The sequence below is a fragment of the Micromonospora sp. R77 genome, from assembly GCF_022747945.1.
Classification (GTDB): domain Bacteria; phylum Actinomycetota; class Actinomycetes; order Mycobacteriales; family Micromonosporaceae; genus Micromonospora.
This window is the reverse complement of record NZ_JALDST010000001.1, coordinates 5,466,514-5,489,777: the sequence shown is the minus strand read 5'-3', so window position 1 is coordinate 5,489,777 and position 23,264 is coordinate 5,466,514. Positions and strand designations below refer to the sequence as shown.

Here is a 23,264-nt window from a genome sequence, read left to right as displayed (position 1 = left end):
CATCGGACATCGTTCTGACCTCCTCCCGGCTCGACGGCGTACCCGCGAACTTAGTCGAGGCGCCCGCCGGCCGCAACGAGGCGACGGCCCGTGCCGGCCCGGCGGGCGGGCGGGTAACGTGCTGCGACGTGACCGGCGCACCGTACTCGCACTGCTCGTACTGCGGCACGGCCTATCCGGTGCAGGCCGGCTGGCCCCGGGTCTGCGCCGCCTGCGGCGAGACGGTCTGGCGCAACCCGCTGCCGGTCGCGGTGGCGGTGCTGCCGGTCCGCACGCCGGACGGCCTGGGCGTGGTGGTGGTCCGCCGCGACATCGAACCGGCCCGGGGGCAGCTCGCGCTCCCCGGCGGCTTCATCGAGTACGGCGAGGAGTGGTCCGAGGCGCTGGTCCGGGAACTGCGCGAGGAGACCGGCCTGCTGGCCGAGGCCGGGGAGGCGCAGCTCTTCGCGGTGTACGGCGCCCCGGCCGGCGGCACCATGATGGTCTTCGGCGTGCTGCCGGAACGCCCGATCGGGGACCTGCCGCCGTCCGCGCCGACCGAGGAGGCCACCGAGTGGCTGGTCCTCACCGAGCCGGTCGAGCTGGCCTTCTCCACCCACACCCGGGTGCTGGCCGACTTCCTCGCCGGCCGGTCCCCGGCCTGATCCCGCTCACCCCCGTGCCGCAGCCGGCACCGGGGCCGACTGCGGCGTGAACGGAATACCGGCGGGCTGCGCCTGCGCCGGCTCGCCGGCCGGGTGCCGCCACAGGCCGCGCCGGCGCAGGATCGGCAGCACCCCCTCGCCGAACCAGTACGCCTCCTCCAGGTGCGGGTGGCCGGAGAGGATGAACTCGTCGATGCCGAGCGCGTGGTACTCGGCGATCCGGTCGGCGACCTCGGTGTGGCTGCCGACCAGGGCGGTCCCCGCGCCACCGCGGACCAGACCGACCCCGGCCCACAGGTTCGGGGAGACCTCCAGCCCGTCGCGGGAGCCGCCGTGCAGCTCCCGCATCCGGCGCTGCCCCTCGGACTCGCTGCGCCGCAGCCCCTCCTGCACCGCCCGGACGTCCGCCTCGGGAATGGCGTCGAGCAGGTGCGCGGCCTGGGCCCAGGCCTGCTCGGCGGTGTCCCGGGCGATGACGTGCAGCCGGATGCCGAAGCGCAGCTGTCGGCCCGCCTCGGCGGCCAGTCCCCGGATCCAGTCCAGCTTGTCGGCGACCTGGGCGGGTGGCTCTCCCCAGGTGAGATAGACGTCGCTGTGCCGGACCGCGACCGGACCGGCCGCGGCCGAGGAGCCGCCGAAGTAGACCGGCGGCACCGGATCGGGCAGCCGGCTGAGCCGGGCGCCCTCGACGCGCAGGTGCGCCCCGGCGTGGTCGACCGTGTCGCCCCGCCACAGCGAGCGCACCACGTGCAGGAACTCGTCGGTACGCGCGTACCGGGCGTCCTTGTCGAGGAAGTCGCCGTAGGCCCGCTGCTCGGCGGACTCCCCGCCGGTGACCACGTTGAGCAGCAGCCGGCCGTGGGAGAGCCGCTGGAACGTCGAGGCCATCTGGGCGGCCAGGGTCGGTGAGAGCAGGCCGGGGCGGAACGCGACGAGGAACTTCAGCCGCTCGGTGACCTCGGCGAGCATCGCGGTGCTCAGCCAGGCGTCCTCGCACCAGGCGCCGGTCGGGGTGAGCGCGCCGACGAAGCCGAGCTGCTCGGCGGTGCGGGCGATCTGTCCCAGGTAGGCGACGGTGGCCGGACGCGCGCCACCGGCGGTGCCCACCGGGACGCCGTGCCCGCCGCCGACGATGTCCCGACTGTCGCCGTAGGTGGGCAGGAACCAGTGGAAGGTGAGCGACATCGGGTGCGACCTCCGGACGACGAGGGGTGGGACGCGCCTCCTGCTGGATGGGAAACGCCGACCCAGACCCTACCCATAAATCCTATCGGGTTGGTAGGTTGCTGTCGCTCGCCGATCCCCGCCGACGCCGTCGGGTCCCCCCTCCCTGCCGAGGAGCTGACATGCGTACCCTTCGATCGAGCGCCCGGCCACGCCGGCTGGTGACCGCGCTGCTCACCGCCGTGGCGCTGCTGGCCACCGGCACCGTCGCGGCCTGCGCCGACGACCCGGCCGACGCCACCGGCCACGCCGGCCCGCTGCGCATCGGCTACCAGCGCTTCGGCGGACTCAGCCTGGTCAAGGCGCGCGGCGCGGCACCCGACGCGCAGTGGTCGCTCTTCGACAGCGGGCCCGCGCTCACCGAGGCGCTCAAGGCCGGCTCCATCGACATCGGCCAGGTCGGCGAGGCCCCGCCGATCTTCGCCGCCGCCGGGAATATCCCCTTCTCGGTGATCGGCACCTCGCAGCCCATCCCCCGGGGTGAGGCGGTGCTGGTCAAGGCGGACAGCCCCTACCGCACCTTCGCCGACCTCAAGGGGCGGACCGTCGCGCTGAACAAGGGCTCCAACGTGCACTGGCTGCTGGTGAAGCTGCTGGAGGCCCACCACATGACCCTCAAGGACCTCAACGTCAGATATCTCAAGCCCGCCGAGGGACGGCCCGCCTTCGACAACGGCCAAGTCGACGCCTGGATCATCTGGGACCCCTACTTCGCCCTCGCCGAGCGGCCCGACGTCCGCGTCCTCGCCGACGCCACCGGCCTGGCCAGCAACCGGGAGTACGTCCTCGCCTCCCCCGACGTGGTGAAGAACCGGCCGGACGACGTCCGGGCGTTCCTGAAGACGTACCGGAGCACCACCGACTGGGGCATCGCCCACCCGCAGGAACGGGCCGCCGTGCTCGCCCCCGAGCTGAAGATCCCGCTCGACGTCACCACCCGGGCGCTGGACCGCAGCGCCAAGCCGCTCGCCCCGGTCACCCCGGCCATCGGCGCGGAACTGCAGGCTATCGCCGACAGCTTCACGAAGCTGGAGCTGGTGCCCGGGCCGGTGGACATCGCCTCCCGGGTGGACGGACAGTTCAGCGAGGTGTTCCGGTGAGCAGCTCCACGCTGGCCGAGGCGCCGGTGGCACCGGCACCGGCCGCCGTCGCGCGCCGACGGCGTACCTCCGGCGGCCGGCGCTGGCGGCGGGCGCTGAGCCCGCTCGTGCTCGTGCTCGGGTGGGAGGCCGCCGCCCGGGCCGGCCTGCTCTCCGCCGAGAAGCTGCCCGCACCGAGCACCGTGCTCGCCACCGGCACCAGCCTGGCCCGCGACGGCACGCTCACCGCGCACCTGGTCGACTCGCTCACCCGGGCCGGCCTCGGGCTGCTGATCGGCGGGGTGCTCGCTATGCTCCTCGGCGCCGCCGCCGGGCTGCTCCGGCTCGGCGACGACCTGGTCGACCCGCCGGTGCAGATGGCCCGGATGCTGCCCCACCTGGGGCTGGTGCCGCTGCTGATCATCTGGGTCGGCATCGGCGAGTCGCTGAAGGTGACCCTGGTCGCGCTGGGTGCCTTCTTCCCGATCTACTTCAACACCTACGCCGGCATCCGCGACATCGACGAACGCCTCGTCGAGGCGGCCCGGACCTGCGGGCTCGGCCCGGCCGCCCGACTGTGGCACGTGGTGCTGCCCGGCGCGCTGCCCGCGCTCTTCCTCGGGCTGCGGCTGGCCATCGGCGCGGCCTGGCTGAGCCTCGTCGTCGGCGAACAGGTCAACGCCCAGAGCGGCGTCGGCTTCCTGATGATGGAGGCCCGCGAGTTCAGCCAGACCGACGTGGTGCTGCTGGGCCTGCTGATCTACGCCCTGCTGGGTCTGCTTTCCGACCTCGCCCTGCGGATCGCGGAGAGGAGAATGCTGACATGGCGACGCGGACTGCGGGCGACCTGAACCCGGTGCTCACCGCGCTGGGGATCCGCCGGGCCTTCGGGGAGACCCCCGTCCTGGCCGGCGTCGCCCTCACCGTCGCCGCCGGGGAGACCGTCGCGCTGCTCGGCGGCAGCGGCTCCGGCAAGAGCACCCTGCTGCGGATCCTCGCCGGGCTCGACGACGAGTCCACCGGCTCGACCACCCTGCGCGGCACCGCGGCCGTCGTCTTCCAGGAACACCGGCTGCTGCCCTGGAGACGGGTCGCCGGGAACGTCGCCCTCGGCCTGACCGGTCCGGACGTGGCCGGGCGCGTCGACCGGGCCCTGGCCGAGGTGGGCCTCGGCGACCGGGGGCGCGCGTGGCCGGCCGAGCTCTCCGGCGGGCAGGCGCAACGGGTCGCGGTGGCCCGGGCCCTGGTCCGCGAGCCCGACCTCCTGCTGCTCGACGAGCCGTTCGGCGCGCTGGACGCGCTGACCCGGCTGCGGATGCAGGGCCTGCTGCGCCGGCTGCGTGCCGAGCACGGCTTCGCCGCCCTGCTGGTCACCCACGACGTCGACGAGGCGCTGCTGCTGGCCGACCGGGTGCTGATCCTCGACGGCGGCGTCATCGCCGAGGAGATCCCGGTCCGCCTCGGACCCGCCCCCAGCGTCGACGACCCCGCGTTCGGTGCGCTGCGCCGACGTCTGCTCGACCGCCTCGGCGTACCCGCGCCCTGACCCTCCGGAGACCTGATGAGCCGCTGGACCCCCGACCCGAGCTTCTACCCGTCGCCGCGCGAGGCGTCCGCCGCGCCGGCCGAGAAACTGGCGTACGTCGCCGCCTTCGACCGCACCGCGCAGCGCCCCGACGCCATCGCGGTGCTCGACACCGACCCCGACTCCGGCTCGTACGGGCAGGTGGTGGGCTGGACCGAGCTGCCGCACACCGGCGACGAAGTCCACCACTTCGGTTGGAACGCGTGCAGCAGCGCGCTCTGCCCGACCGCCCCGCACCCGCACGTGGAGCGCCGCTACCTGATCGTCCCCGGGCTGCGCTCGTCCCGCGTGCACGTGATCGACACCCAGCCGGACCCGCGGCAGCCCCGGTTGGTCAAGGTCATCGGGCCGGAGGAACTGGCGAAGCGGGCCGGCTACTCCCGGCCGCACACCGTGCACTGCGGGCCGGACGGCATCTACCTCTCCGCCCTGGGCGGCGCCGACGGCGCGGAGGGTCCGGGCGGCATCGCCGTGCTGGACCACACCACCTTCGAGGTACGCGGGGCGTGGGAGGCGGACCGGGGGCCGCAGTTCCTCGCGTACGACTTCTGGTGGCACTACAACCACGACGTGCTGGTCACCAGCGAGTGGGGCACCCCGTCGATGATCGAGGACGGGATCGTCGGTGAGCTGCTGCTCGGCCGCCGCTACGGTCACGCGATCCACTTCTGGGACCTGGCGAAGCGCCGGCACGTGCAGCGGGTCGACCTGGGCGACCAGTACCAGATGCCGCTGGAGCTGCGACCGGCGCACGACCCGACGAAGACGTACGGCTTCGTCGGCGTGGTGATCAGCGTCGAGGACCTGTCCGCCTCGGTCTGGTTGTGGCACCGGGACGGCGACGCCTGGGCGGTGACCAAGGTGATCGACATTCCCGCCGAGCCGGCCGACCCGGCCGACCTGCCCGACCTGCTCAAGCCGTTCGGCGCGGTGCCGCCGCTGGTCACCGACATCGACCTGTCGGTGGACGACCGGTTCCTCTACGTCTCCTGCTGGGGCACCGGCGAGCTGCTCCAGTACGACGTCACCGACCCGTTCCACCCGGTGCGGACCGGCTCGGTGCGGCTCGGCGGCATCGTGGCGCGCACCGCCCACCCGGGCTTCCCCGACGAGCCGCTCTCCGGCGGTCCGCAGATGGTCGAGGTGAGCCGGGACGGCCGCCGGGTCTACGTCAGCAACTCCCTGTACGGCTCCTGGGACGACCAGTTCTATCCGGACGGGGTCGGTGCGTGGCTGGCCAAACTGGACGTGGACGTGGAGGCCGGTGGGCTCACCCCCGACCCGCGCTTCTTCCCGCGCGGGGAGGACTTCCGGGGGCTGCGGGTGCACCAGACCCGGTTGCAGGGCGGCGACGCCTCCTCCGACTCGTACTGCTTCCCGTGACCGGGGCGACCTGGGCGGCGCTGGCCGGCCTGGGCGCCTTCCACGGGCTGAACCCGGCGATGGGCTGGCTCTTCGCGGTTGCCCGGGGGTTGCAGGAACGCGACCGGTGGGCGTTGCTGCGCGCGCTCCCGCCGATCGCGGCCGGCCACCTCGCCTCGGTGGCCGTGGTCGCCGCGCTGGTCAGCGCCACCCGGTCGGTGGCGGCCAGCACCGCCGTCGCGGTCGGCGGTGGGGTGCTGCTGGTCGGGTTCGGGCTGTGGCGGCTGCTCTCCGAGCGGCACTTCCGCTGGGCCGGGATGCGGCTGTCGGCGGCCCAGCTCACCGGCTGGTCGTTCCTGATGTCCTCGGCGCACGGAGCGGGACTGATGCTGCTGCCGGTGCTGCTGGCCGAGCCGGCGGTGACCGCCGGCCCGCACGCCGGGCATCTCGCCGCCGCGCCGGCCGCGCGCTCACCGGCCTGGCCGCCGCCGGGGTGCACACCGTGGCCATGCTGGGCGTCGCGTTGGCCGTCGCGCTGGTGGTGTACGAGGTCCTCGGGGTGGGTGTGCTGCGCCGGGCCTGGTTCAACGTGGACCGGCTCTGGGCCGGGGTGCTGGTGGCCGCGGGCGTGGTGACGCTGATCGGTGCGACCTGAGTGCGGGCGATCCGCCGCAAAGTCCTACTGATTCAATAGAATACAGCGTCGCCGAGCCGGAGGTCCGTCATGTCCCGTTCCCCGTCCCCGCAGGAAGCTGGGCACGACGACCGGCGGGCCCGGCAGTGGCTGGCCGGCCAGGCCCGCTGCGACGGCACCGACCGGCAGGACCTGCTGGAGCTCGGCGCGGCCATGGCCGCGCTGACCGCCGCGGCGCAGGAACGGGAACCGGTCGCGGTCGCCGGCGTCCCGGTCGGCGTCGACCCCGGCCCGGACGCCAGCGCCCGACCGATCGCGAAGCCGCTGCCCGAGGGCCTGTTGCGCCCGCTCGACAGCAACGCCGAGATGCGTTGGGAGGCGATGGCCGGGCAGGGGTACGTCGTGCCCACCGACCGCTTCTTCGTCCGCAACCACACGGTCACCCCGCACCTGGACGCCGAGACCTGGCGGCTGCGCCTGTTCGGCACCGGCCTGCGCGGGGCGCCGACCCGCGACGCCCCGGTCGAGTTCGGCTACCACGACCTGCGGCGGCTGCCGGCCGAGGAGACCACCGCGCTGGTCGAGTGCGCCGGCAACGGCCGTCGGTTCTTCGCCGACCAGCAGGACGACCCGGCTCCGGGGGTCGCCTGGCGCCTCGGCGGGGTGGGCGTGGCCCGCTGGCGGGGCGTACGCCTGGCCACCGTGCTCCGCCTCGCCGGCCTCACCGACACCGCGGTCGACGTGCTGCCCGAGGGCCTGGATCCGGAGTACGTGACCGGCGGCGTGAACCTCGGCCGGGTACGCCGACCGCTGCCGGTCGCCAAGGCCCTCGACGACGTACTGCTGGCGTACGAGATGAACGGCGAGCCCCTGCCCGCCGACCACGGCCACCCGGTCCGGCTGGTGGTGCCCGGCTGGATCGGCATCTCCTCGATCAAGTGGGTCGGCCAGGTCGAGGTCTCCGCCACCGCCCTGTTCTCACCGTGGAACACGTCGTTCTACCGGATGTTCGGGCCCGACCACCCGGCCGGCGGGGCGACGCTCGCCGCCCAGTCGGTGAAGAGCGCGTTCGAGCTGGCCTGGGACGCCCGGATCCCGGCCGGCGCGGAGGTGCTGCTGCGCGGTCGGTCCTGGTCCGGCGCCGGGCCGATCGACCGGGTGGAGGTGAGCACCGGGGACGACGACTGGCGTCCGGCGGAACTGGTCGCCGCCGACCGGGGCGGGCCCTGGCAGCGCTGGACGGCGCGCTGGCGACCCGGCGCACCGGGCCGCTACGTTGCGCGCCCAGGCCACCGACGTCACCGGCGCGGGCCAACTCCGACCGGGCCGCCCACAACGATCTCGGCTACCTCTTCGACGGTGTGGTCCGCCACCCGGTCACCGTGGTGTGACCCGGTCAGCCGGCCAGATAGGCGGCGGGCACGGCGTCGGCGAGCCAGACGCCGTTCGCACTGCGATAGAAGAGGTGCCCGTCGCGGGCCATGGCCGCCGCGTCCACCGTCAGGATCGCCACCGCGCCACCCCGGCGCGCACCCACCCGCCGGGCCGTGTCGGTGTCGGCCGACAGGTGTACGTGGTGCCGGTCGCCCCGCCGCAGGCCCTCGGCCATGATGGACGGCACCGCGGCAGCGCCGGTGCCGTGATAGAGCCGGTCGGGTGGTGGGGTGGGCGTCAGCCCGAGGTCGACGTCGATGGAGTGGCCCTGGTTGGCCCGGATCCGGTCGACGCCGTCCGGCCCCGGCTCCACGGCGAAGCGCTGCTTGTCGTTGACGGCCACCACCGTGTCGAGATCGGCCCGCTCGATGCGCAGCGCGGCCAGCAGGTCGGCGACCGGCACCCAGCCGGCCCGGTCCGGGGTCAGGCCGAACCGGTCCGGCCGGTGCCGCAGGGCCAGGGACATCTTCTTGCTCACCCTGACCAGATTCCGATGATCCACCCGGACAGTGTCCCCGCTGCCGGCCGACGACTCCACCGGTTACCGGCGGCGGTCGGTGGGTCCTCAGGCCGCCGCCCGGTCGGCGAGCGGACGACGCCTGCGGGTGGGGTCGGTGAGAGCCGGCGGTGACCAGACCCCGTCCGGCTGGTAGAGGTTGGTGCCGGGCGGGACGATCTCGTCGATCCGGTCGAGGACCGGGTCGTCCAGGCGCAGCGCCGCCCCCTTGAGCAGCCCGTCGAGCTGCTCCATGGTGCGCGGGCCGATGATCGCGGAGCTGACCGCCGGGTGCGCCACGGTGAACGCCACGGCCAGCTCGGGCAGGGTGCACCCCAGCTCGGCGGCGAGCGCGGCGAGCTCCTCGACCGCGGCGTACTTGGCGGCGTTGCCGGGGATCGCCGGGTCGAAGCGGGCGGGGGTGAGCGCGGGGCGGCCGGCGGTGAGGTCGACCGGTCGGCCGTCGCGGTAGCGGCCGGAGAGGAAGCCGGAGGCCAGCGGGCTCCACACCAGCACCCCCATGCCGTACCGCTGGCAGACCGGCAGCACCGCGGTCTCGATCCCCCGCGCCAGGATCGAGTACGGCGGCTGCTCGGTGCGGAACCGGCCGAGCGCCCGCCGCTCGGCGACCTGGTGCGACTCGACGATCTCCTCGGCCGGGAAGGTGGAGCAGCCGAACGCCCGGACCTTGCCGGCCCGGACCAGGTCGGTGAGCGCGCCCAGGGTCTCCTCGACGTCGGTGGTGTGGTCGGGGCGGTGCACCTGGTAGAGGTCGATCCAGTCGGTGCCGAGCCGGCGCAGGCTCTCCTCGACCGCCCGGACGATCCAGCGCCGCGAGTTGCCGCCCCGGTTGGGCCCCTCCCCCATCGGGAAGTGCACCTTCGTCGCCAGCACCACGTCGTCGCGCCGGCCGCGCAGCGCCTTGCCGACGATCACCTCGGACTCGCCGGCGGAGTACATGTCGGCGGTGTCCACCGTGGTGATGCCCGCGTCGAGGGCGGCGTGGACGATCCGCACGCAGTCGTCGTGGTCGGGGTTTCCGACCGCCCCGAACATCATGGTGCCGAGACTATGGACGCTCACCGTGATGCCGGTGCCACCGAGAACGCGGTGTCGCATGGTCACTCCCAGGGTGCTGCGCGCCGCCGGCGGGGCGGCAGGGCCGATCCCGGCAACCTAGGATTTCGAGTGCGCTCGAGGTCAAGCCGACGAGCGCGGGTCCGGCGACGACGGCGATGGCGCCGACGACCCTGCGCCGCGACGGACGGTGCCCACCGTCACCGGTCAGGAGCGGTGGGCCGCCCCGCCCTGGTCGGGATCCCGGGCCAGGTAGCCGCTGGCCTGCAGCTCGAACAGCTCCCGGTAGAGCCCGTCGACCGCCATCAGCTCGTCGTGGCAGCCGCGCTGGACCAGCCGGCCCCGCTCCATCACGAAGATCTGGTCGGCGTGCCGGACGTTGGCCAGCCGGTGCGTGATCAGCACGACCGCCCGATCGGGGCGGCGGCGCAGGTGCCCGAAGAGCGCGTGCTCCGCCCGCGCGTCCAGGGCCGCCGACGGCTCGTCGCAGATCAGCAGGCGGGCGTCCCGGTAGAGGCCACGGGCCGCGACCAGCCGCTGCCACTGCCCGCCGGAGAGGTCGTGGCCGTCCTTGAACTCCCGGTCCAGCAGCGTGTCGTACCCGAAGGGCAGGCCGACGATCATGTCGTGGGCGGCGGCGGCCCGCGCGGCGTCCTCGACGCCCGGGCCGGGGGCGCCCGGTGCACGGTCGTGGCGGCCGATCCGGATGTTCTGCCCGGCGGTGAACGGGAACTTCCACCAGTCCTGCGTCATCACCGCCACCTGGCCGGCGGTCGCGGCCGGGTCCAGCTCGGCGGTGTCCACGCCGTCCCACCGGATCGTCCCGGTGCTGGGCCGGTAGAGGCCGGCGATCAGCTTCGCCAGGGTGGTCTTGCCGGAGCCGTTCTCGCCGACCAGGGCGATCACCTGGCCGCGCCGGACGACCAGGCTGACCTCGTCCACCGCCGGGGTGTCGGTGTCCGGATAGCGCAGGGTCACCCGGTCCAGCTCGATGGTGTCGAACCCGGTGACCGGCCGGCCCTGCCCGCCGGCGACCCGGTCCCGCGCCCGGTCCAGGAAGTCCCGATAGTCCTGGTAGTAGAGGGCGTCCTCGTAGAGCGAGTTGGTGGCGAAGACGGCGACGCCGAGGCTGCTACGGGCCGACTGGAGCGCCAGCAGCGCGGTCGCCGCGGCGGCGAGGGCCACCACCCCGCCCAGCAGCAGCCCGCCGAGAACCGCGTAGACCGCGAACGCGGCGACCCCGGTGGCCGACATGCCGAGCCCCCGGGTGGTGCTCTGCGCCCGGGCCAGCCGCAGCTGGGCGCGGGTCTCCACGGTCATCATCCGGCGGAACTCGGTGAGCAGGAAGTCGCGCATCTGGTAGGCCCGGACCTCGGCAGCGGTGTGCCGGTCGGCCATCAGTCGGGCGAGCATCCACATCCGCCGCCGCCGGGTGATCCGGGCCAGCATGGCCAGGTACTGCCGGCGGGCCATCCGTACCGCGGTGGCCGCCTCGGGCACCGCCGCGAGCAGCAGGCAGGGCAGCAGCACCGGCTGGATCACGGTGACCGCGGCGGCGGTGGCGAGCACGCCGACCACCCCGGTGACCAGGTTGACGGTGTGGTCCACGATCGACGCCGCCTCGGCCATCCCCCGGTCCCGGGCGCGGTCCATCTCCTCGGCGAACCCGGCGTCGTCGAAGGCGGCCAGCTCCACCGCCGTGGTGGTCTCGAACAGCCGCAGCTCCACCTGATAGTTGATCTGCGGGATGAGCCGCGCCTGCGCCCAGCCGGCGGCCACGGTCAACGCACCCCGGACGGTCACCGCGAGCGCGGCGACGGCGAGGGCCGGCAGGGCGGCGCGGATCCGGTCCGGGGTGGGGCCGGCGGCGAAGAGCTGGCGCAGCACGCCGGTGGTGGCCAGCAGGCCGAGCGTGGTCATCACGCCGGCCGCCACGTTCAGCCCGATCGACGCGAGCGTGTCGCGACGGCTGGTCGCCCAGGCCAGGCCGACCGCCTCCCGGACCAGTGAGGGCAGCCGGCGGGCCACCGCGCCGAAGCTGGTGTGCGCGAACTCGGTGGCCCGGTGCATCCAGTGGCCGTCCTCCAGCTCCGGCAGGACCGGACCGCCGTCCTCCTGCGCCGGATCGTCCGCCTCGGACGGGTGACGTGGGCCGATCACCGTCGCCATGCGTCCCTCCTCGCCTCGCCGCCCTGGGAGCGTACGGCGAGTCACCGCACGCTGTCTCCCCGTAGTCGGCGTGTCGAACAGGTGTCCCAGGACCGTGTCGCGTCGCGGCGTCCACAGCGTGGGCGATGTCGGGTCGCGTCGCGCCGGGCTCCGCCGGGTGGCAGGCTGAGGGAGTCGCCGGCAGCGGGGCGACGAGCGCCCGCTGACAGACCCCCGTCGTGAAGGAGAAGATCGACCCGATGGCTGTGGACGTCACCACCACGGACGAATGGCAGGCCCTGCGCAAGCACGCCGAGGCGATGCGCGGCACCCACCTGCGGGAGCTGTTCGCCGCCGACGCGCAGCGGGGTGACCGGCTCACCGGCGAGGTCGCCGACCTGCACGTCGACTACAGCAAGAACCTGGTCACCGACGAGACGCTGGGCCTGCTCACCGCCCTCGCCGGGCGGGTCCGGCTGACCGACCGGATCGCCGCGATGTTCGCCGGTGAACACATCAACTCCACCGAGGACCGGGCCGTCCTGCACACCGCGCTGCGGCTGCCCCGCGACGCGGAGCTGGTGGTCGACGGGCAGGACGTGGTCGCCGACGTGCACGCCGTACTGGACCGGATGGCGGCCTTCGCCGAGCGGGTGCGCTCGGGCTCGTGGCGCGGCCACACCGGTGAGCGGATCACCACCGTGGTCAACATCGGCATCGGCGGGTCGGACCTCGGGCCGGTGATGGCGTACGAGGCGCTGAAGGCGTACCGGGACGCGGGGATCAGCTGCCGTTTCGTCTCCAACATCGACCCCACCGACATCCACGACAAGACCACCGACCTGGACCCGGCCACCACGCTCTTCGTCGTGGTGTCGAAGACCTTCTCCACCCAGGAGACCCTGGCCAACGCCGACCAGGCACGGCGCTGGCTGCTCGCCGGGCTGGACGCCGACGACTCGGCGGTGGCCCGGCACTTCGTCGCGGTCAGCACCAACGCCCAGCGGGTCGCCGACTTCGGCATCGACCCGGAGAACATGTTCGGCTTCTGGGACTGGGTGGGCGGCCGGTACTCGCTGCCGTCCGCCGTGGGGCTGTCCGTCATGGTGGCGATCGGGCCGGAGCGGTTCCGCGAGCTGCTGGCCGGCTACCACGCGGTCGACGAGCACTTCCGGACCACGCCGGTGGAGCGCAACGTGCCGGCGCTGCTGGGCCTGCTCAACGTCTGGTACACCGACTTCCTCGACGCGCAGACCCACGCGGTGCTGCCGTACTCGCAGTACCTGCACCGGTTCCCGGCGTACCTGCAGCAGCTCACCATGGAGAGCAACGGCAAGTCGGTGACCGTCGACGGCCGGCCGGTGACGTACCCGACCGGGGAGATCTTCTGGGGCGAGCCCGGCACCAACGGCCAGCACGCCTTCTACCAGCTCATCCACCAGGGGACCCGGCTGATCCCGGCCGACTTCATCGCGTTCAGCCGGCCCAACCACGACCTGGGCGACATGCACGACCTGTTCATGTCGAACTTCTTCGCGCAGACCGCGGCACTGGCGTTCGGCCGGACGAAGGAGCAGGTGGAGGCGGAGGGCACCCCGGCGGACGTGGTGCCGCACCGGGTGATGCCCGGCAACCACCCGACCACCTCGATCATCGCGCCGCAGCTCACCCCGTCGACACTCGGCCAGCTCATCGCCCTCTACGAGCACATCGTCTTCACCGAGGGCACCGTCTGGGACATCAACCCGTTCGACCAGTGGGGGGTGGAGCTGGGCAAGGTGATGGCCAACCAGCTCGCGCCGAAGCTCACCGGCGGTGACCCGGACCTCGGGGACGTGGACTCCTCCACCGCCGCGCTGATCCGCCGCTACCGCAGCGAGCGCGGCCGGGGCTGATCCCGTACACCGGTGGCGGTGACCCGGTCCGGGCCGCCGCCACCGGTGCCGCCGTCCCACCGGCCGGCCGGTGCTCGGCCGACCCGCCGGCGGACCCGGCCGGTCAGCGCGCCTCCAGCCGCCCGGAGCAGCGGCTGTCCGTCGTGTCGGGCCGATGGCGGGGCATCATCCAGTCCAGGGCGGTCCGCTCCACCGGCCAGCCGCGCACCGTCACCTCGCTGACCGGGACCCGCTCCGTCCCCGGGCAGAGCAGTTGGGCACGGACCCGCTCGTTGGGCAGGAACCGGACCCGGCCCCGCCGGTCCAGCACGATCGTCATCCGGTCGGTGACGGTGATCGCCTGCCCCGGCACCACCTCCGCCGCCGCCGCGGGTGACGGCGGTCCCACCTCCACGGCCACCGACGGCAGCAGCGGCACCCGCAGGAAGACGCTCCCCATCACCACCGGTGCCACCGCCGCCAGCAGGTAGGACAGCACCTGGGTGAGCAGCGGCGCGGCGCGCTGCGGCAGCGGCCCGGTGAGCACCACCGCGGCGGCGGGCGGCACCCCCAGCAGCGCCGCGGTGGCCCACTCCCCGTGGGTCAGCGCCGACCCGATCGCCGGGGCCAGCCAGCCGTACGCCACCAGGGCGGCCAGCAGCGGCAGCACCAGCCCCAGGGCGAGCAGCAGGTCCGGCCGGTCCGGGTAGCGGTGCCGCACCCGCAGCCCGACCAGCCACCCGACGAGCATCAGCAACGCCGGCAGGAAGCGCATCTGCCAGGTCAGGGCCGCCAGCGCCGTCGCCGCCGCCTGCACCCAGCCGGGGGTACGCACGGTGGCGTACGCCAGCAGCGAGCGCTCCGGGTCGAACCGGTCCGGGGCGCTGACCCGCAGCACCGACCCCAGCACACAGGTCACCAGCACCACCAGCGGGAACGCCCAGACCAGCGCGATGAGCAGCGCGCTGAGCAGCCCGAGCGGGCTGACGTACTGCACCAGCAACAGCATGGTGGGCATGTCCTGCCGGCTGAGCTGCCACAGCCGCAGCACCAGCAGCAGCACCGGGAACGCCGGTAGCAGGGTCAGCAGCCACTGCTGCCCCTGCCGCGCCCCCTTCGGCCGTGCCGGGCCAGCCGCCGGGCGGGCTCCGAAGGGGCCAGGACCATCGACTGCCACGGCCACTGCCGCACCTTCACCTTCCGACACTCCGGCTGCTGTGCCACCGCCACCTGCTGCGGGCCGTTGGCGGGCTGCTCCCGGGCGAGATTGGTCTCGAACGCCACGTCCCACCCGTCCCGGCCGGGACGGGTGGCCGCCTCGTAGAGGGCGTGGTCGACCAGGTCCCGCATCGCCGGGTTGGGCCCCGTGTTGATACCCCACCGCTCCTCGAGATCCTCGCCGATGTCCCAGTGCCGCAGCGGCTTGACCCGGCGCAGCGGGTGCTTCGGTCGGGCGTCGGCGGCCGGCGGCGCGACGAAACCGGCGAGGATCGCGGCGTCGGTGGTGACCGCGTCGACCCGGCCGTCGTACAGGTCCTGGACGCACTCGCTGATCCGGTTCCGGCCGCTGGCCACCGCACCGTACGCGTGCAGCCGCTGCTCGGAGGTGGAGGTGGCCAGCGTGCAGACCCGGCGGCCCCGCAGGTCGCCGAGGTCGTCGACCCGGCGCGGGTCGCTGCGCAACGTCACCACCGACTGCTCGGTCCGCAGGTACGGCTCGGAGAAGACGACGCCCTGCTCCCGCCGCTCGGCGGTGATGCTGTACGAGGCGACCACCAGGTCCACGGTGACGAACCTCGACCCGTCGTACGCCTGCCGCCGGGCCCGGTCCTCGCTCTCGATCGGCAGGAACCGCACCTGCCGCCGTTTGAAACCCAACTCCTCGGCGACCAGGTAGGCGATGTCGATGTCGAAGCCGCGGTAGCTGCCGTCCTCCATCACCTGGGAGATGCCGGGCTGGTCGTCCTTGACCCCGATCAGCAACTGCTGCCGGCCGTCCAGGCCGGCCTCGGCACGCAGGTCGTCCAGGGTGGGCGGACCGGTGGCGGTCGCCACGCCGGCCACCGCGAGGGCGAGCACCACCAGCACCACCAGCAGGATCGCCAGGCGCAGCTCGCGGAAGCGGGAGAAGCCGGGCGGCGCGGGGTCCACATCGGCGACCGCCGGGACGGGCGGATCCGCCGCACTGACCTGACTCACGTCCGCCTCCCGCCCGTCGCCATGGCCGCTCCATTGTGGCGGACCGTCAACAGCCCGCCGGACCCGAGCCGGCCCCCCGGCTGACACCGTCCGCCCGACCGGCGTTCCTCACGGGGCCCGACGCACTCCGCCCGGCCGACGCACTCCGCCCGACCGACGCACTCCGCCCGGCCGACGCACTCCTCCCGACCGGCACGACCCGCAGGGACCGACACGGTCCGGTCGACCGGCACAGTCCGTTCGGCGGCGGCGCGTCGGTCAGTCGCGGAGCAGGTCGCCGTGCGCGGCGCGCAGACGGGCCAGCGCAGGGTCGCCGGCGGGCGCCCGGCGGTCCAGCTCGGCCCAGGCCTCGGCGAGGGCGTCGGTGACCGCGCGCAGCTCGGCCGCGTGCCGCCGGCTGCTCTGCCGGTGCAGTTCCTCGAGCCGCCGCGACCAGCCCGCGGTGACCGCCGCGACCCGTTCGGCGTCGGCCCGCGCCTGGGCGGCGGTGCGGGCGGCGGAGGCGGGCACGATCGCGGCGATCGGCCGGGAGTCACCGTCGCGGGTGACCAGGGTGACCGTGTCGGTCAGCTCGGCCAGCGCGACGAGCTGGGTGAGACGGGTGCGGACCTCCCGCAGGGGCAGGGCGCGTGGCGGGTCGGTCCGATGGGCCAGGGCGGGGACAGCCATGAATGCATGGTGACGCTCGGGTATGACAAAACTTCGCGTGTCGGGGACGTGGCGCGCGTCAGGCCGCCCACTCCGGGGCCAGCACCGACCAGACCGCCAGGTCGATCCGCCCGTCGGGTCCGGGGTACAGCGCACGGAGCGTGCCGTCGTGGCGCATGCCGAGGCGACGGGCCACGGCGATGCTGCGGGCGTTGGCGGGGTTGGTACGCCACTCCACCCGGTGGATGCCGCGCTCGCGGATCGCCCAGTCCAGGATGCGGCGTACCGCCGCCGTCACCAGGCCCCGACCCTCGCCGGCCGGCTCCAGCCAGCAGCCGGCCTCGCAGACCCCGCGGACGGCGTCGAAGGCCACCAGCATCACCCCGCCGACCAGGGTGCCGTCGAGCCAGATCCCCCAGATCCCGCCGGCGTCCCGGGCCCAGAGGTCGGCGTAGCGCTGGAGCACCGCGCGGGCCGACGCCAGGTCGGTGGCGACGAAGGACGGCGACACCCAGGGGACGATGTGCGCGCGGGCCCGGTCGAGATGGGCCAGGAACTCCTCGGCGCGCCACGGCTCCAACGGCCGCAACTCCGCGTCGGGGGCCAGGGCGATCACAAACACCGGAGCACCCTAACAACCCTCACCCCACCCCCCACGGTCGATCATGGAGGTGCGGTGTCCGGAAGGTGGCTTTCGCGGCTTTAGCTCACCTCCACGACTCCATGATCGACGCAGCGGTGATCGGGCGGGGCGGGCGGGGGCGGGGCGGGGGCCGGGGGGTAGGGGCGGGGGCGGGGGCGGGGGCGGGGGTTAGGGGCGCATTTCGTAGGTGCCGGCGAGGGCGGCCACCCGGGCCCAGATCCGGGCCGTCCGCTCGGGGTCCTGGACGGGGCGGCGGACGTGCGCGAGGGCCCAGGCGGCCTGCGCGTCGCTGGTGGCCGCTTTGCCGTGCAGTTCGGTGGCGTGCGCGGAGAAGTCCCGCACCAGCAGGTCGAAGATCTCGTCGAGCAGGTCGGTGTCCAGCCCGGTCAGCTCCGCCTGCTCCAGGATCAGGTGGCCGTAGACCACCAGCGCGAAGAGCTGCCCGAGAGCGAGCAGGAAGTCCAGGTCACGCTGCTGGGCCTCGTCGGGGGCGTGCGCGGCGAGCAGGGCGCAGAGGCCGTCGGCCTGCTCCCGGAACCGGGCCACGTTCGGCACCTGCGCGTGGGCGTCGTACGCGGCACGCCAGTCGTGGAAGCGGATCGCGCCGAGGCCGCGGGCCGGGCCCTGCCGGAACAGGAACTCGTCGTCGGCGGCGTCGTGCCGGGCGGGCACCGGCGGGTGCTCGGCCGGCTGGAACAGGTAGTTCGCCATGAACTTCAGGATCAGCGCCAGGTTGACGTGTACCGTCCCCTCCAGCTTCGGCAGACCCCGGATGTCCTTGGCGGCCTTGTCGAAGTAGGTGTCGGCCTCGAAGCCCTTGGCGGCGATGACGTCCCAGAGCAGGTCGACGACCTTCTCGCCCTCGGTGGTGACCTTCATCTTCGTCATCGGGTTGAACAGCAGGTAGCGCCGGTCGTCGGGCCCGGCCGTGCGGAAGTAGTCCACCGCCCGGTCGCTGAACAGCTTCATGGCCACCAGGCGGGCGTACGCGTCGGTGAGCTCCCGACGTACGTGCGGGAAGTCGGTGACGCGCCGGCCGTACAGGATCCGGTTGTGGGCGTGGGTGACGGCCTCGTACATCGCGTGCTCGCAGATGCCGATGGAGGCGGTGCAGAGGTTGAACTTGCCGACGTTGACGGTGTTCAGCGCGGCGTCGAAGGCGGCCCGCCCGGTGTGCAGCACGTCCTCGGCGCGCACCGGGTAGTCCTCGAGGCGGAACTCGCTGACGTACATCTGCCCGTTCACCACGTTACGGACCAGGTGGTACGCCGGGTGGCGGCTGTCGGCGGCGAAGAAGACGTACCCGTCGGGGCCCTCGACGTCGGCGCGGCGGCCGAAGACGGAGACCAGCCCGGCGACGTTGCCGTTACCGATGTAGTACTTGCCGCCGGTGGCCCGGAAGCCGCCCTCGCCGTCGGGGGTGAGCAGCATGTCGGTGGAGTAGATGTCGGCGCCGTGCGGGCGCTCCGAGAGGCCGAACGCCATCACGTGACCCTCGGCGAGCAGCGCGGCGGCGCGGGCCCGGGCGGCGGCGTTGTCGCTCTGCCAGACCGGGCCGAGGCCGAGCACAGTGACCTGCCAGGTGTACCAGTAGCCGAGGCCGTAGAAGCCGAGGATCTCGCTCAGCGCGGCGTTGCGCGCGGTGTCCCAGCGCTTGTCCGGGTCGCCACCGCCGTCGGCGGCCGGCGTGAGGAAGGTGGCGAAGAGCCCCTCCTTGGCGGCGAAGTCGAGGAAGTCGCCGTACCACTCCCGGCGGTTGTAGCTGTCGACCAGCGCCTGCTTGCCGCGCGACTCGAACCACTCGACGGTGGCGCGCAGCAGCCGGCGGGAGGTGTCGTCCAGGTGGGTGGGGTCGTAGTCGCGCGGGTTGAACAGCAGCGGGTCGGTCACGGCGTTGCCTTCCGGTCGGGGGTGGGGTCGAGGGCGCGGAGGGTGGCGAGCACGTCGTCGAGCCAGGCCAGCACCATCTGCTCGTACGCGATGCCGCCGCGCAGCACGACGTGCTGGAGCGACCCGCGGGCGTCGCGCGGGTCGGGGTCCGGGAAGTCCCGGCGGGCGCCGGCCAGGTAGCCGGCGAGCACGGCCCGGTGGTCGTCGCGGTAGCGCTCCACCTCGGCGACCAGGGCGGCGCGACCGACCTCGTCGTCGAACGCGGCACCGCGGATCTTGACGGCCAGTTCGTGCCGGACCGCTTCGGGCTGCACCGGGGCGCGCAGCCAGGTCACCAGCGTGGCCCGGCCGGCGGGGGTGACAGACCAGACCTTCTTGTCGGGCAGGCCGTCCTGGCCGATCTCCTCGGCGACGATCCAGGCGTCCGTCTCCATCCGCTTGAGCACCCGGTAGATCTGCTGGTGGGTGGCGGTCCAGAAGCGGCCGATCGAGCGGTCGAAGCGCCGGGCCAGCTCGTAGCCGGAGGCCGGCCGCTCCAGCAGCGAGACCAGGATGGCGTGCTCCAGCGACATGCCGAGCATCATCCTATGCAACGAGTTGCATAGCAACCCCCCGCGCACGCGACGGCGCCGCGACCGGGAGAGGTCGCGGCGCCGGGGTACGCGCTGAGCAGGAGTGGGTCAGCGGCGGGCGGCCGGCCGGCGGGTGAGCGCCACGCCGAGCGCGATCATGCCGAGGCCGAGCAGCAGGTGCAGCCAGTTGTCCGCCCCGTTGAGCGGAATGAAGTTCGCCCCGCTGTTGTGGTCGATGACCAGGCCGTAGAGCCAGAGCACCAGGTAGATCGCGCCGCCGCCGACCAGGAAGGTCCGCGCGCCGGAGACGGTCCGCGACAGCGCCAGCCCGGCGACGCCGAAGAGCAGGTGCACGATGTTGTGCAGGATCGACACCTGGAACAGGCCGAGCAGCTTCGCCTCCGAGTTGTGCCCGGCGAACTGCATGGTGTCGTAGTTGCTGGTGATGCCCGGGATGAAGCCCAGGATGCCGACCAGCAGGAACACGACGCCGACGGCCTGCGCGGCACGCCGTACCGGTGACGCGGCGACCCCCGGGGCACCAGCACGCGTTCTGTTCACCATGTCAGCCACCTCCGTCGGAAGACGTGCGAGGGTTGGGACTCCCCCTCCCCCGGGGCCTGAAACCCGGACCGCGCGATTCAGGCCGCCGGCAGGCCCCCGGTCAGATGATGAAGTGCGTCCAGTAGGTCAGCCAGACCACGAAGAGCGCGCCCTGCAGCAGCGCCAACCCGGCGGTCAGCCAGCTGTCCGGGACGGCCCGGCGCGCCCAGCGGGCCAGCACCAGGCCGACCGGGAACGCGGCGAGCAGGTAGCGCAGCAGGCTCTTGTGGACCGGCGGCCCCATCGACAGCGGCACCAGCACCACGATCACCGTGTAGACCAGGTAGGGCAGCTCGGTGCGGCGCAGCCCGACCAGGACGACCAGCAGCACCGCGACCGCGCACCACGCCCGCAGCGCGTCGGCGCTGTTCGACCCGGTCAACGCCGACCAGGTCACCGCCAGCGGGTTCTGCACGGTTATCCCCCAACCCCGCTCCTGGGCGTGCTGGTAGGCGTACCAGTCGCCGCTCTGCCAGCGACAGAACGCCATGAAGGTCAACCACCCGGCCGGGACCAGCAGCAGCGGCCACCCGGTACGCAGGTAGCGCAGCAGCGTGCGCGGGTCGAGCCGCCAGCCGTGCTGGCGCAGCAGCACCAGGGCGAGCGGGACGACCACCAGGAAACCGACCGAGCGGCTCAGCGCCAGGAAGTAGCCGACGACACCCACCAGCAGCCAGCGGCGCTGCTCGGCGTACCAGAAGGCGGCCAGCGCCAGGGCGAGGAAGAGCGACTCGGTCAGCGCCGCCTGGAACAGGAACGCGGTCGGCAGCAGCACCAGGTAGCGGACGAACCGACGCCCCGCCGCGGGATCGGCACCGCCCGCCGGCCGCCCGTCGCCGGCCGCGGCCGGGCCGGCACCGAGCAGGCGGGCGCCGAGCTGGTGGGCGTAGTAGAGCGCGACCAGGAACGCGACGTTGGCGACCACCAGCAGGGCCCACGCGGTGTGCCCACCGAGCAGCACCGCCACCGGCCGGGCCAGGAACGGGTAGAGCAGCGGGAAACCGAAGTCCGGCCAGGGCCGGTCCAGCGGCAGCCGGGCCAGGTGCTCGTAGAGGAACGAGTCCCAGGCGAACCAGAGCGAGATCCACCGGTGCGGCGACACCTCGTGCTGCTGGGCGCGCATCATCGTCTCGTCGGCCGGCGGCGCCCCGGGCACCCCGTCCCAGGCGCTCAGGGCGAGCACCCCGACCAGGCTGAGCACGATCTTCGTCCCGACGAAGACGGCCAGCACGAAGCCCCACGGCGCGGGCACCCGGTCGACCAGGCCGGCCACCGCCCGGCGGGCCGCCGGCCGCCCGTCCGTCATCCGTCCCCCACCGCTCGCCCCGCACGGCGCCCGGCCGCCGAGCGGGCCGGCATCCCCGCACCGGCAGCTTGACACCTCGGGGCGGCGGGCCGGGCGGGGACCGGCGACAATCCCCCGGCACGGTCACGTGAGTTCGGGCCCGGGCCGGGTAAGGGCGCTGCTCCAACGGACAGCCGGCAGCGGGGGGCTGAAGAGAGCATGGGCGAGAAGAACGGCACCGTGGTGATCGGTGCGGGGCCGGCGGGGCTGACCGCGGCGTACGAACTGCTCCGGCACTCCGAACCGGTCCGGGTCTTCGAGGCCGACGACGTGGTGGGCGGGATCAGCCGCACGGTGGAGCGGGACGGGTGGCGGTTCGACATCGGCGGGCACCGGTTCTTCACCAAGGTGACCCGGGTCGAGGCGTTCTGGCACGAGATCCTGCCCGACGAGGACTTCCTGCGGCGACCCCGGATGAGCCGGATCTACTACCGGGGCGCGCTCTACGACTACCCGCTCAACGCCCGCAACGCGCTGCGCAACCTGGGCCTGCTGGAGGCGGTGCGCTGCGTCGGCTCGTACGCGCGGGCCCGGCTGCGCCCGCCGAAGGACCAGTCGCACTTCGAGGGCTGGGTGTCGGCCCGATTCGGCTGGCGGCTGTACGCGACGTTCTTCAAGACGTACACCGAGAAGGTGTGGGGCATGCCGGCCGACCGGTTGCAGGCCGACTGGGCCGCCCAGCGGATCAAGAACCTGTCGCTGTCGAAGGCGGTGCTCGGCGCCCTCCTGCCGCGCCGCAACCGCACGGACGTGACGAGCCTGATCGAGGAGTTCCAGTACCCGAGGCTCGGCCCCGGGATGATGTGGGAGCGCTGCGCCGAGAAGGTGCGGAAGCGGGGCGGGTCGGTGCGTACCGGCGCGTGGGTGACCGCCGTGCACCGCGACCCGGCGACCCGGCGGGCCACCGGCGTGACGGTGGTCGACGCGGCCGGCGAGCGGACCGAGCCGGCCGACCAGGTGATCTCCTCGATGCCGATCTCCACCCTGGTCCACGCGATGCGCCCGGCCGCGCCGCCGGCGGTCCGCGCCGCCGCCGACGACCTGCGCTACCGGGACTTCCTCACCGTCGCGTTGGTCGTCCCGGCGGAGTTCTCCTTCCCGGACAACTGGATCTACGTGCACGATCCCGTGGCGAAGGTGGGGCGGATCCAGAACTTCGGCTCCTGGTCGCCGCACCTGGTCAAGGACGGGCGCACCTGCCTGGGGCTGGAGTACTTCGTCTTCGAGGACGACGAGATGTGGCGTACCCCGGATGCGGATCTGGTCGCCTTCGCCACCGGGGAGCTGGAGCGGCTGGGCCTGGTCCGGCCCGGCTGTGTGGAGGCCGGCCACGTGGTGCGGATGCCCAAGGCCTACCCGGTGTACGACGAGCGCTACCAGCACAACGTGGACGTGATCCGGGACTGGCTGGCCCGCGAGGTGCCGAACGTGCACCCGGTCGGGCGCAACGGCATGCACCGCTACAACAACCAGGACCACTCCATGCTCACCGCCATGCTGACCGCGGAGAACATCGCCCACGCCGCCGGACACGATGTGTGGACGGTCAACGTCGAGCAGGACTACCACGAGCAGCGCTCCGACGGGCGCACCACCAGCCGGCACGGCACCGGTCGGGACGCGCCGCTGGTGCCGGCCCGCCCCGACGGGCACCGCCGGGTGCACGAACCGCGCGAGACCGCCCCGACGGCCGCCCACCGGCCCTGAGCCGGCCGCCGGGGGTCGGTGTGACGTCCGGCTCGCCATCTGCGGAAACGGTCCGGTTACGACGATCCACTTCCCGGGTAGGAGGCCCTCCGGCCGGAAA

At 73.6% G+C, this 23,264-nt stretch carries 20 protein-coding genes and 1 pseudogene; 9 read left to right on the top strand and 12 right to left on the bottom strand.

Going from position 1 to position 23,264, the window contains the following annotated elements; genetic code table 11:
- Nucleotides 1-128: 128 nt before the first annotated feature.
- Nucleotides 129-644 (top strand): NUDIX domain-containing protein, encoded by a 516-nt coding sequence (locus MRQ36_RS25415; protein WP_242799268.1) that lies wholly within the window; start codon nucleotides 129-131, stop codon nucleotides 642-644.
- 6 nt (nucleotides 645-650) lie between these two features.
- Here the strand turns inward: MRQ36_RS25415 and MRQ36_RS25410 are convergent, their stop codons facing one another.
- Nucleotides 651-1,829 (bottom strand): LLM class flavin-dependent oxidoreductase, encoded by a 1,179-nt coding sequence (locus MRQ36_RS25410; RefSeq protein ID WP_242799267.1) that lies wholly within the window; start codon nucleotides 1,827-1,829, stop codon nucleotides 651-653.
- Between the two features lie 161 nt (nucleotides 1,830-1,990).
- Between MRQ36_RS25410 and MRQ36_RS25405 the strand changes: the two genes are divergently transcribed.
- The 6 genes and pseudogenes from MRQ36_RS25405 to MRQ36_RS34080 all read left to right on the top strand — a co-directional run.
- A complete protein-coding gene (locus MRQ36_RS25405; protein ID WP_242799266.1) occupies nucleotides 1,991-2,968 on the top strand; it encodes an aliphatic sulfonate ABC transporter substrate-binding protein in 978 nt (325 codons plus the stop codon).
- Nucleotides 2,965-3,798 carry an ABC transporter permease gene (locus tag MRQ36_RS25400; protein WP_242799265.1) on the top strand — a complete coding sequence of 278 codons (834 nt, stop codon included), beginning with the start codon at nucleotides 2,965-2,967 and terminating at the stop codon, nucleotides 3,796-3,798. The genes MRQ36_RS25405 and MRQ36_RS25400 overlap by 4 nt, the downstream gene beginning before the upstream one ends.
- Nucleotides 3,771-4,493 carry an ABC transporter ATP-binding protein gene (locus MRQ36_RS25395; protein ID WP_242799264.1) on the top strand — a complete coding sequence of 241 codons (723 nt, stop codon included), beginning with the start codon at nucleotides 3,771-3,773 and terminating at the stop codon, nucleotides 4,491-4,493. Before MRQ36_RS25400 ends, MRQ36_RS25395 begins: the two co-directional genes overlap by 28 nt.
- 15 nt (nucleotides 4,494-4,508) lie before the next feature.
- Nucleotides 4,509-5,915 carry a selenium-binding family protein gene (locus MRQ36_RS25390; protein WP_242799263.1) on the top strand — a complete coding sequence of 469 codons (1,407 nt, stop codon included), beginning with the start codon at nucleotides 4,509-4,511 and terminating at the stop codon, nucleotides 5,913-5,915.
- On the top strand, nucleotides 5,912-6,529 hold the full coding sequence (locus tag MRQ36_RS25385; protein ID WP_242799262.1) for a hypothetical protein: 618 nt from the start codon (nucleotides 5,912-5,914) through the stop codon (nucleotides 6,527-6,529). Before MRQ36_RS25390 ends, MRQ36_RS25385 begins: the two co-directional genes overlap by 4 nt.
- 89 nt (nucleotides 6,530-6,618) lie before the next feature.
- Nucleotides 6,619-7,443, top strand: a pseudogene (locus tag MRQ36_RS34080) (molybdopterin-dependent oxidoreductase); the annotation flags it as partial.
- Between the two features lie 481 nt (nucleotides 7,444-7,924).
- Here MRQ36_RS34080 and MRQ36_RS25375 read toward each other — a convergent pair.
- From MRQ36_RS25375 to MRQ36_RS25365, 3 genes are all read right to left on the bottom strand, one after another.
- Nucleotides 7,925-8,464 carry an RNA 2'-phosphotransferase gene (locus MRQ36_RS25375; protein WP_242799261.1) on the bottom strand — a complete coding sequence of 180 codons (540 nt, stop codon included), beginning with the start codon at nucleotides 8,462-8,464 and terminating at the stop codon, nucleotides 7,925-7,927.
- Nucleotides 8,465-8,527: 63 nt separating this feature from the next.
- Nucleotides 8,528-9,577, bottom strand: coding sequence for an aldo/keto reductase (locus tag MRQ36_RS25370; RefSeq protein WP_242799260.1), 1,050 nt, complete (start codon nucleotides 9,575-9,577; stop codon nucleotides 8,528-8,530).
- A gap of 165 nt (nucleotides 9,578-9,742) precedes the next feature.
- Nucleotides 9,743-11,704, bottom strand: a complete 1,962-nt coding sequence (locus MRQ36_RS25365; protein ID WP_242799259.1) for an ABC transporter ATP-binding protein — start codon at nucleotides 11,702-11,704, stop codon at nucleotides 9,743-9,745.
- A 239-nt stretch (nucleotides 11,705-11,943) separates the two neighbouring features.
- On the opposite strand from MRQ36_RS25365, the gene pgi reads away from it, so the two are divergent.
- Nucleotides 11,944-13,578 carry a glucose-6-phosphate isomerase gene (pgi, locus tag MRQ36_RS25360; RefSeq protein ID WP_242801368.1) on the top strand — a complete coding sequence of 545 codons (1,635 nt, stop codon included), beginning with the start codon at nucleotides 11,944-11,946 and terminating at the stop codon, nucleotides 13,576-13,578.
- 103 nt (nucleotides 13,579-13,681) lie between these two features.
- Here pgi and MRQ36_RS25355 read toward each other — a convergent pair whose 3' ends face one another.
- From MRQ36_RS25355 to MRQ36_RS25320, 8 genes are all read right to left on the bottom strand, one after another.
- A complete protein-coding gene (locus tag MRQ36_RS25355; RefSeq protein ID WP_242799258.1) occupies nucleotides 13,682-14,620 on the bottom strand; it encodes a hypothetical protein in 939 nt (312 codons plus the stop codon).
- 20 nt (nucleotides 14,621-14,640) lie between these two features.
- The gene (locus tag MRQ36_RS25350; RefSeq protein ID WP_242799257.1) at nucleotides 14,641-15,756 is read right to left on the bottom strand and encodes a transporter substrate-binding domain-containing protein; all 1,116 of its coding nucleotides are present in this window, start codon (nucleotides 15,754-15,756) and stop codon (nucleotides 14,641-14,643) included.
- A 258-nt stretch (nucleotides 15,757-16,014) separates the two neighbouring features.
- A complete protein-coding gene (locus MRQ36_RS25345; protein ID WP_242799256.1) occupies nucleotides 16,015-16,425 on the bottom strand; it encodes a type II toxin-antitoxin system Phd/YefM family antitoxin in 411 nt (136 codons plus the stop codon).
- A gap of 58 nt (nucleotides 16,426-16,483) precedes the next feature.
- Entirely contained in the window at nucleotides 16,484-17,026 is a 543-nt protein-coding gene (locus MRQ36_RS25340; protein ID WP_242799255.1) for a GNAT family N-acetyltransferase, read from the bottom strand.
- A gap of 189 nt (nucleotides 17,027-17,215) precedes the next feature.
- Nucleotides 17,216-18,937 carry an acyl-CoA dehydrogenase family protein gene (locus MRQ36_RS25335; protein WP_242799254.1) on the bottom strand — a complete coding sequence of 574 codons (1,722 nt, stop codon included), beginning with the start codon at nucleotides 18,935-18,937 and terminating at the stop codon, nucleotides 17,216-17,218.
- Nucleotides 18,934-19,509 carry a PadR family transcriptional regulator gene (locus MRQ36_RS25330; protein ID WP_242799253.1) on the bottom strand — a complete coding sequence of 192 codons (576 nt, stop codon included), beginning with the start codon at nucleotides 19,507-19,509 and terminating at the stop codon, nucleotides 18,934-18,936. The genes MRQ36_RS25335 and MRQ36_RS25330 overlap by 4 nt, the downstream gene beginning before the upstream one ends.
- A 108-nt stretch (nucleotides 19,510-19,617) precedes the next feature.
- Entirely contained in the window at nucleotides 19,618-20,073 is a 456-nt protein-coding gene (locus MRQ36_RS25325; RefSeq protein ID WP_242799252.1) for a DUF4383 domain-containing protein, read from the bottom strand.
- Between the two features lie 100 nt (nucleotides 20,074-20,173).
- Nucleotides 20,174-21,418, bottom strand: coding sequence for a hypothetical protein (locus MRQ36_RS25320; RefSeq protein ID WP_242799251.1), 1,245 nt, complete (start codon nucleotides 21,416-21,418; stop codon nucleotides 20,174-20,176).
- A 198-nt stretch (nucleotides 21,419-21,616) separates the two neighbouring features.
- Here MRQ36_RS25320 and MRQ36_RS25315 point away from each other — a divergent pair, with 198 nt between their 5' ends.
- Entirely contained in the window at nucleotides 21,617-23,164 is a 1,548-nt protein-coding gene (locus tag MRQ36_RS25315; protein ID WP_242799250.1) for an NAD(P)/FAD-dependent oxidoreductase, read from the top strand.
- The last annotated feature ends 100 nt before the right edge of the window (nucleotides 23,165-23,264 follow it).

Excerpts from the sequence above, each read along its gene's own strand:
- MRQ36_RS25410 (WP_242799267.1), bottom strand. The coding sequence starts at position 1,829 with ATGTCGCTCACCTTCCACTGGTTCCTGCCCACCTACGGCGACAGTCGG.
- MRQ36_RS25405 (WP_242799266.1), top strand. The coding sequence starts at position 1,991 with ATGCGTACCCTTCGATCGAGCGCCCGGCCACGCCGGCTGGTGACCGCG.
- MRQ36_RS25395 (WP_242799264.1), top strand. The coding sequence starts at position 3,771 with ATGGCGACGCGGACTGCGGGCGACCTGAACCCGGTGCTCACCGCGCTG.
- MRQ36_RS25390 (WP_242799263.1), top strand. The coding sequence starts at position 4,509 with ATGAGCCGCTGGACCCCCGACCCGAGCTTCTACCCGTCGCCGCGCGAG.
- MRQ36_RS25370 (WP_242799260.1), bottom strand. The coding sequence starts at position 9,577 with ATGCGACACCGCGTTCTCGGTGGCACCGGCATCACGGTGAGCGTCCAT.
- MRQ36_RS25365 (WP_242799259.1), bottom strand. The coding sequence starts at position 11,704 with ATGGCGACGGTGATCGGCCCACGTCACCCGTCCGAGGCGGACGATCCG.
- pgi (WP_242801368.1), top strand. The coding sequence starts at position 11,944 with ATGGCTGTGGACGTCACCACCACGGACGAATGGCAGGCCCTGCGCAAG.
- MRQ36_RS25345 (WP_242799256.1), bottom strand. The coding sequence starts at position 16,425 with ATGGCTGTCCCCGCCCTGGCCCATCGGACCGACCCGCCACGCGCCCTG.
- MRQ36_RS25330 (WP_242799253.1), bottom strand. The coding sequence starts at position 19,509 with ATGTCGCTGGAGCACGCCATCCTGGTCTCGCTGCTGGAGCGGCCGGCC.
- MRQ36_RS25325 (WP_242799252.1), bottom strand. The coding sequence starts at position 20,073 with ATGGTGAACAGAACGCGTGCTGGTGCCCCGGGGGTCGCCGCGTCACCG.
- MRQ36_RS25320 (WP_242799251.1), bottom strand. The coding sequence starts at position 21,418 with ATGACGGACGGGCGGCCGGCGGCCCGCCGGGCGGTGGCCGGCCTGGTC.
- MRQ36_RS25315 (WP_242799250.1), top strand. The coding sequence starts at position 21,617 with ATGGGCGAGAAGAACGGCACCGTGGTGATCGGTGCGGGGCCGGCGGGG.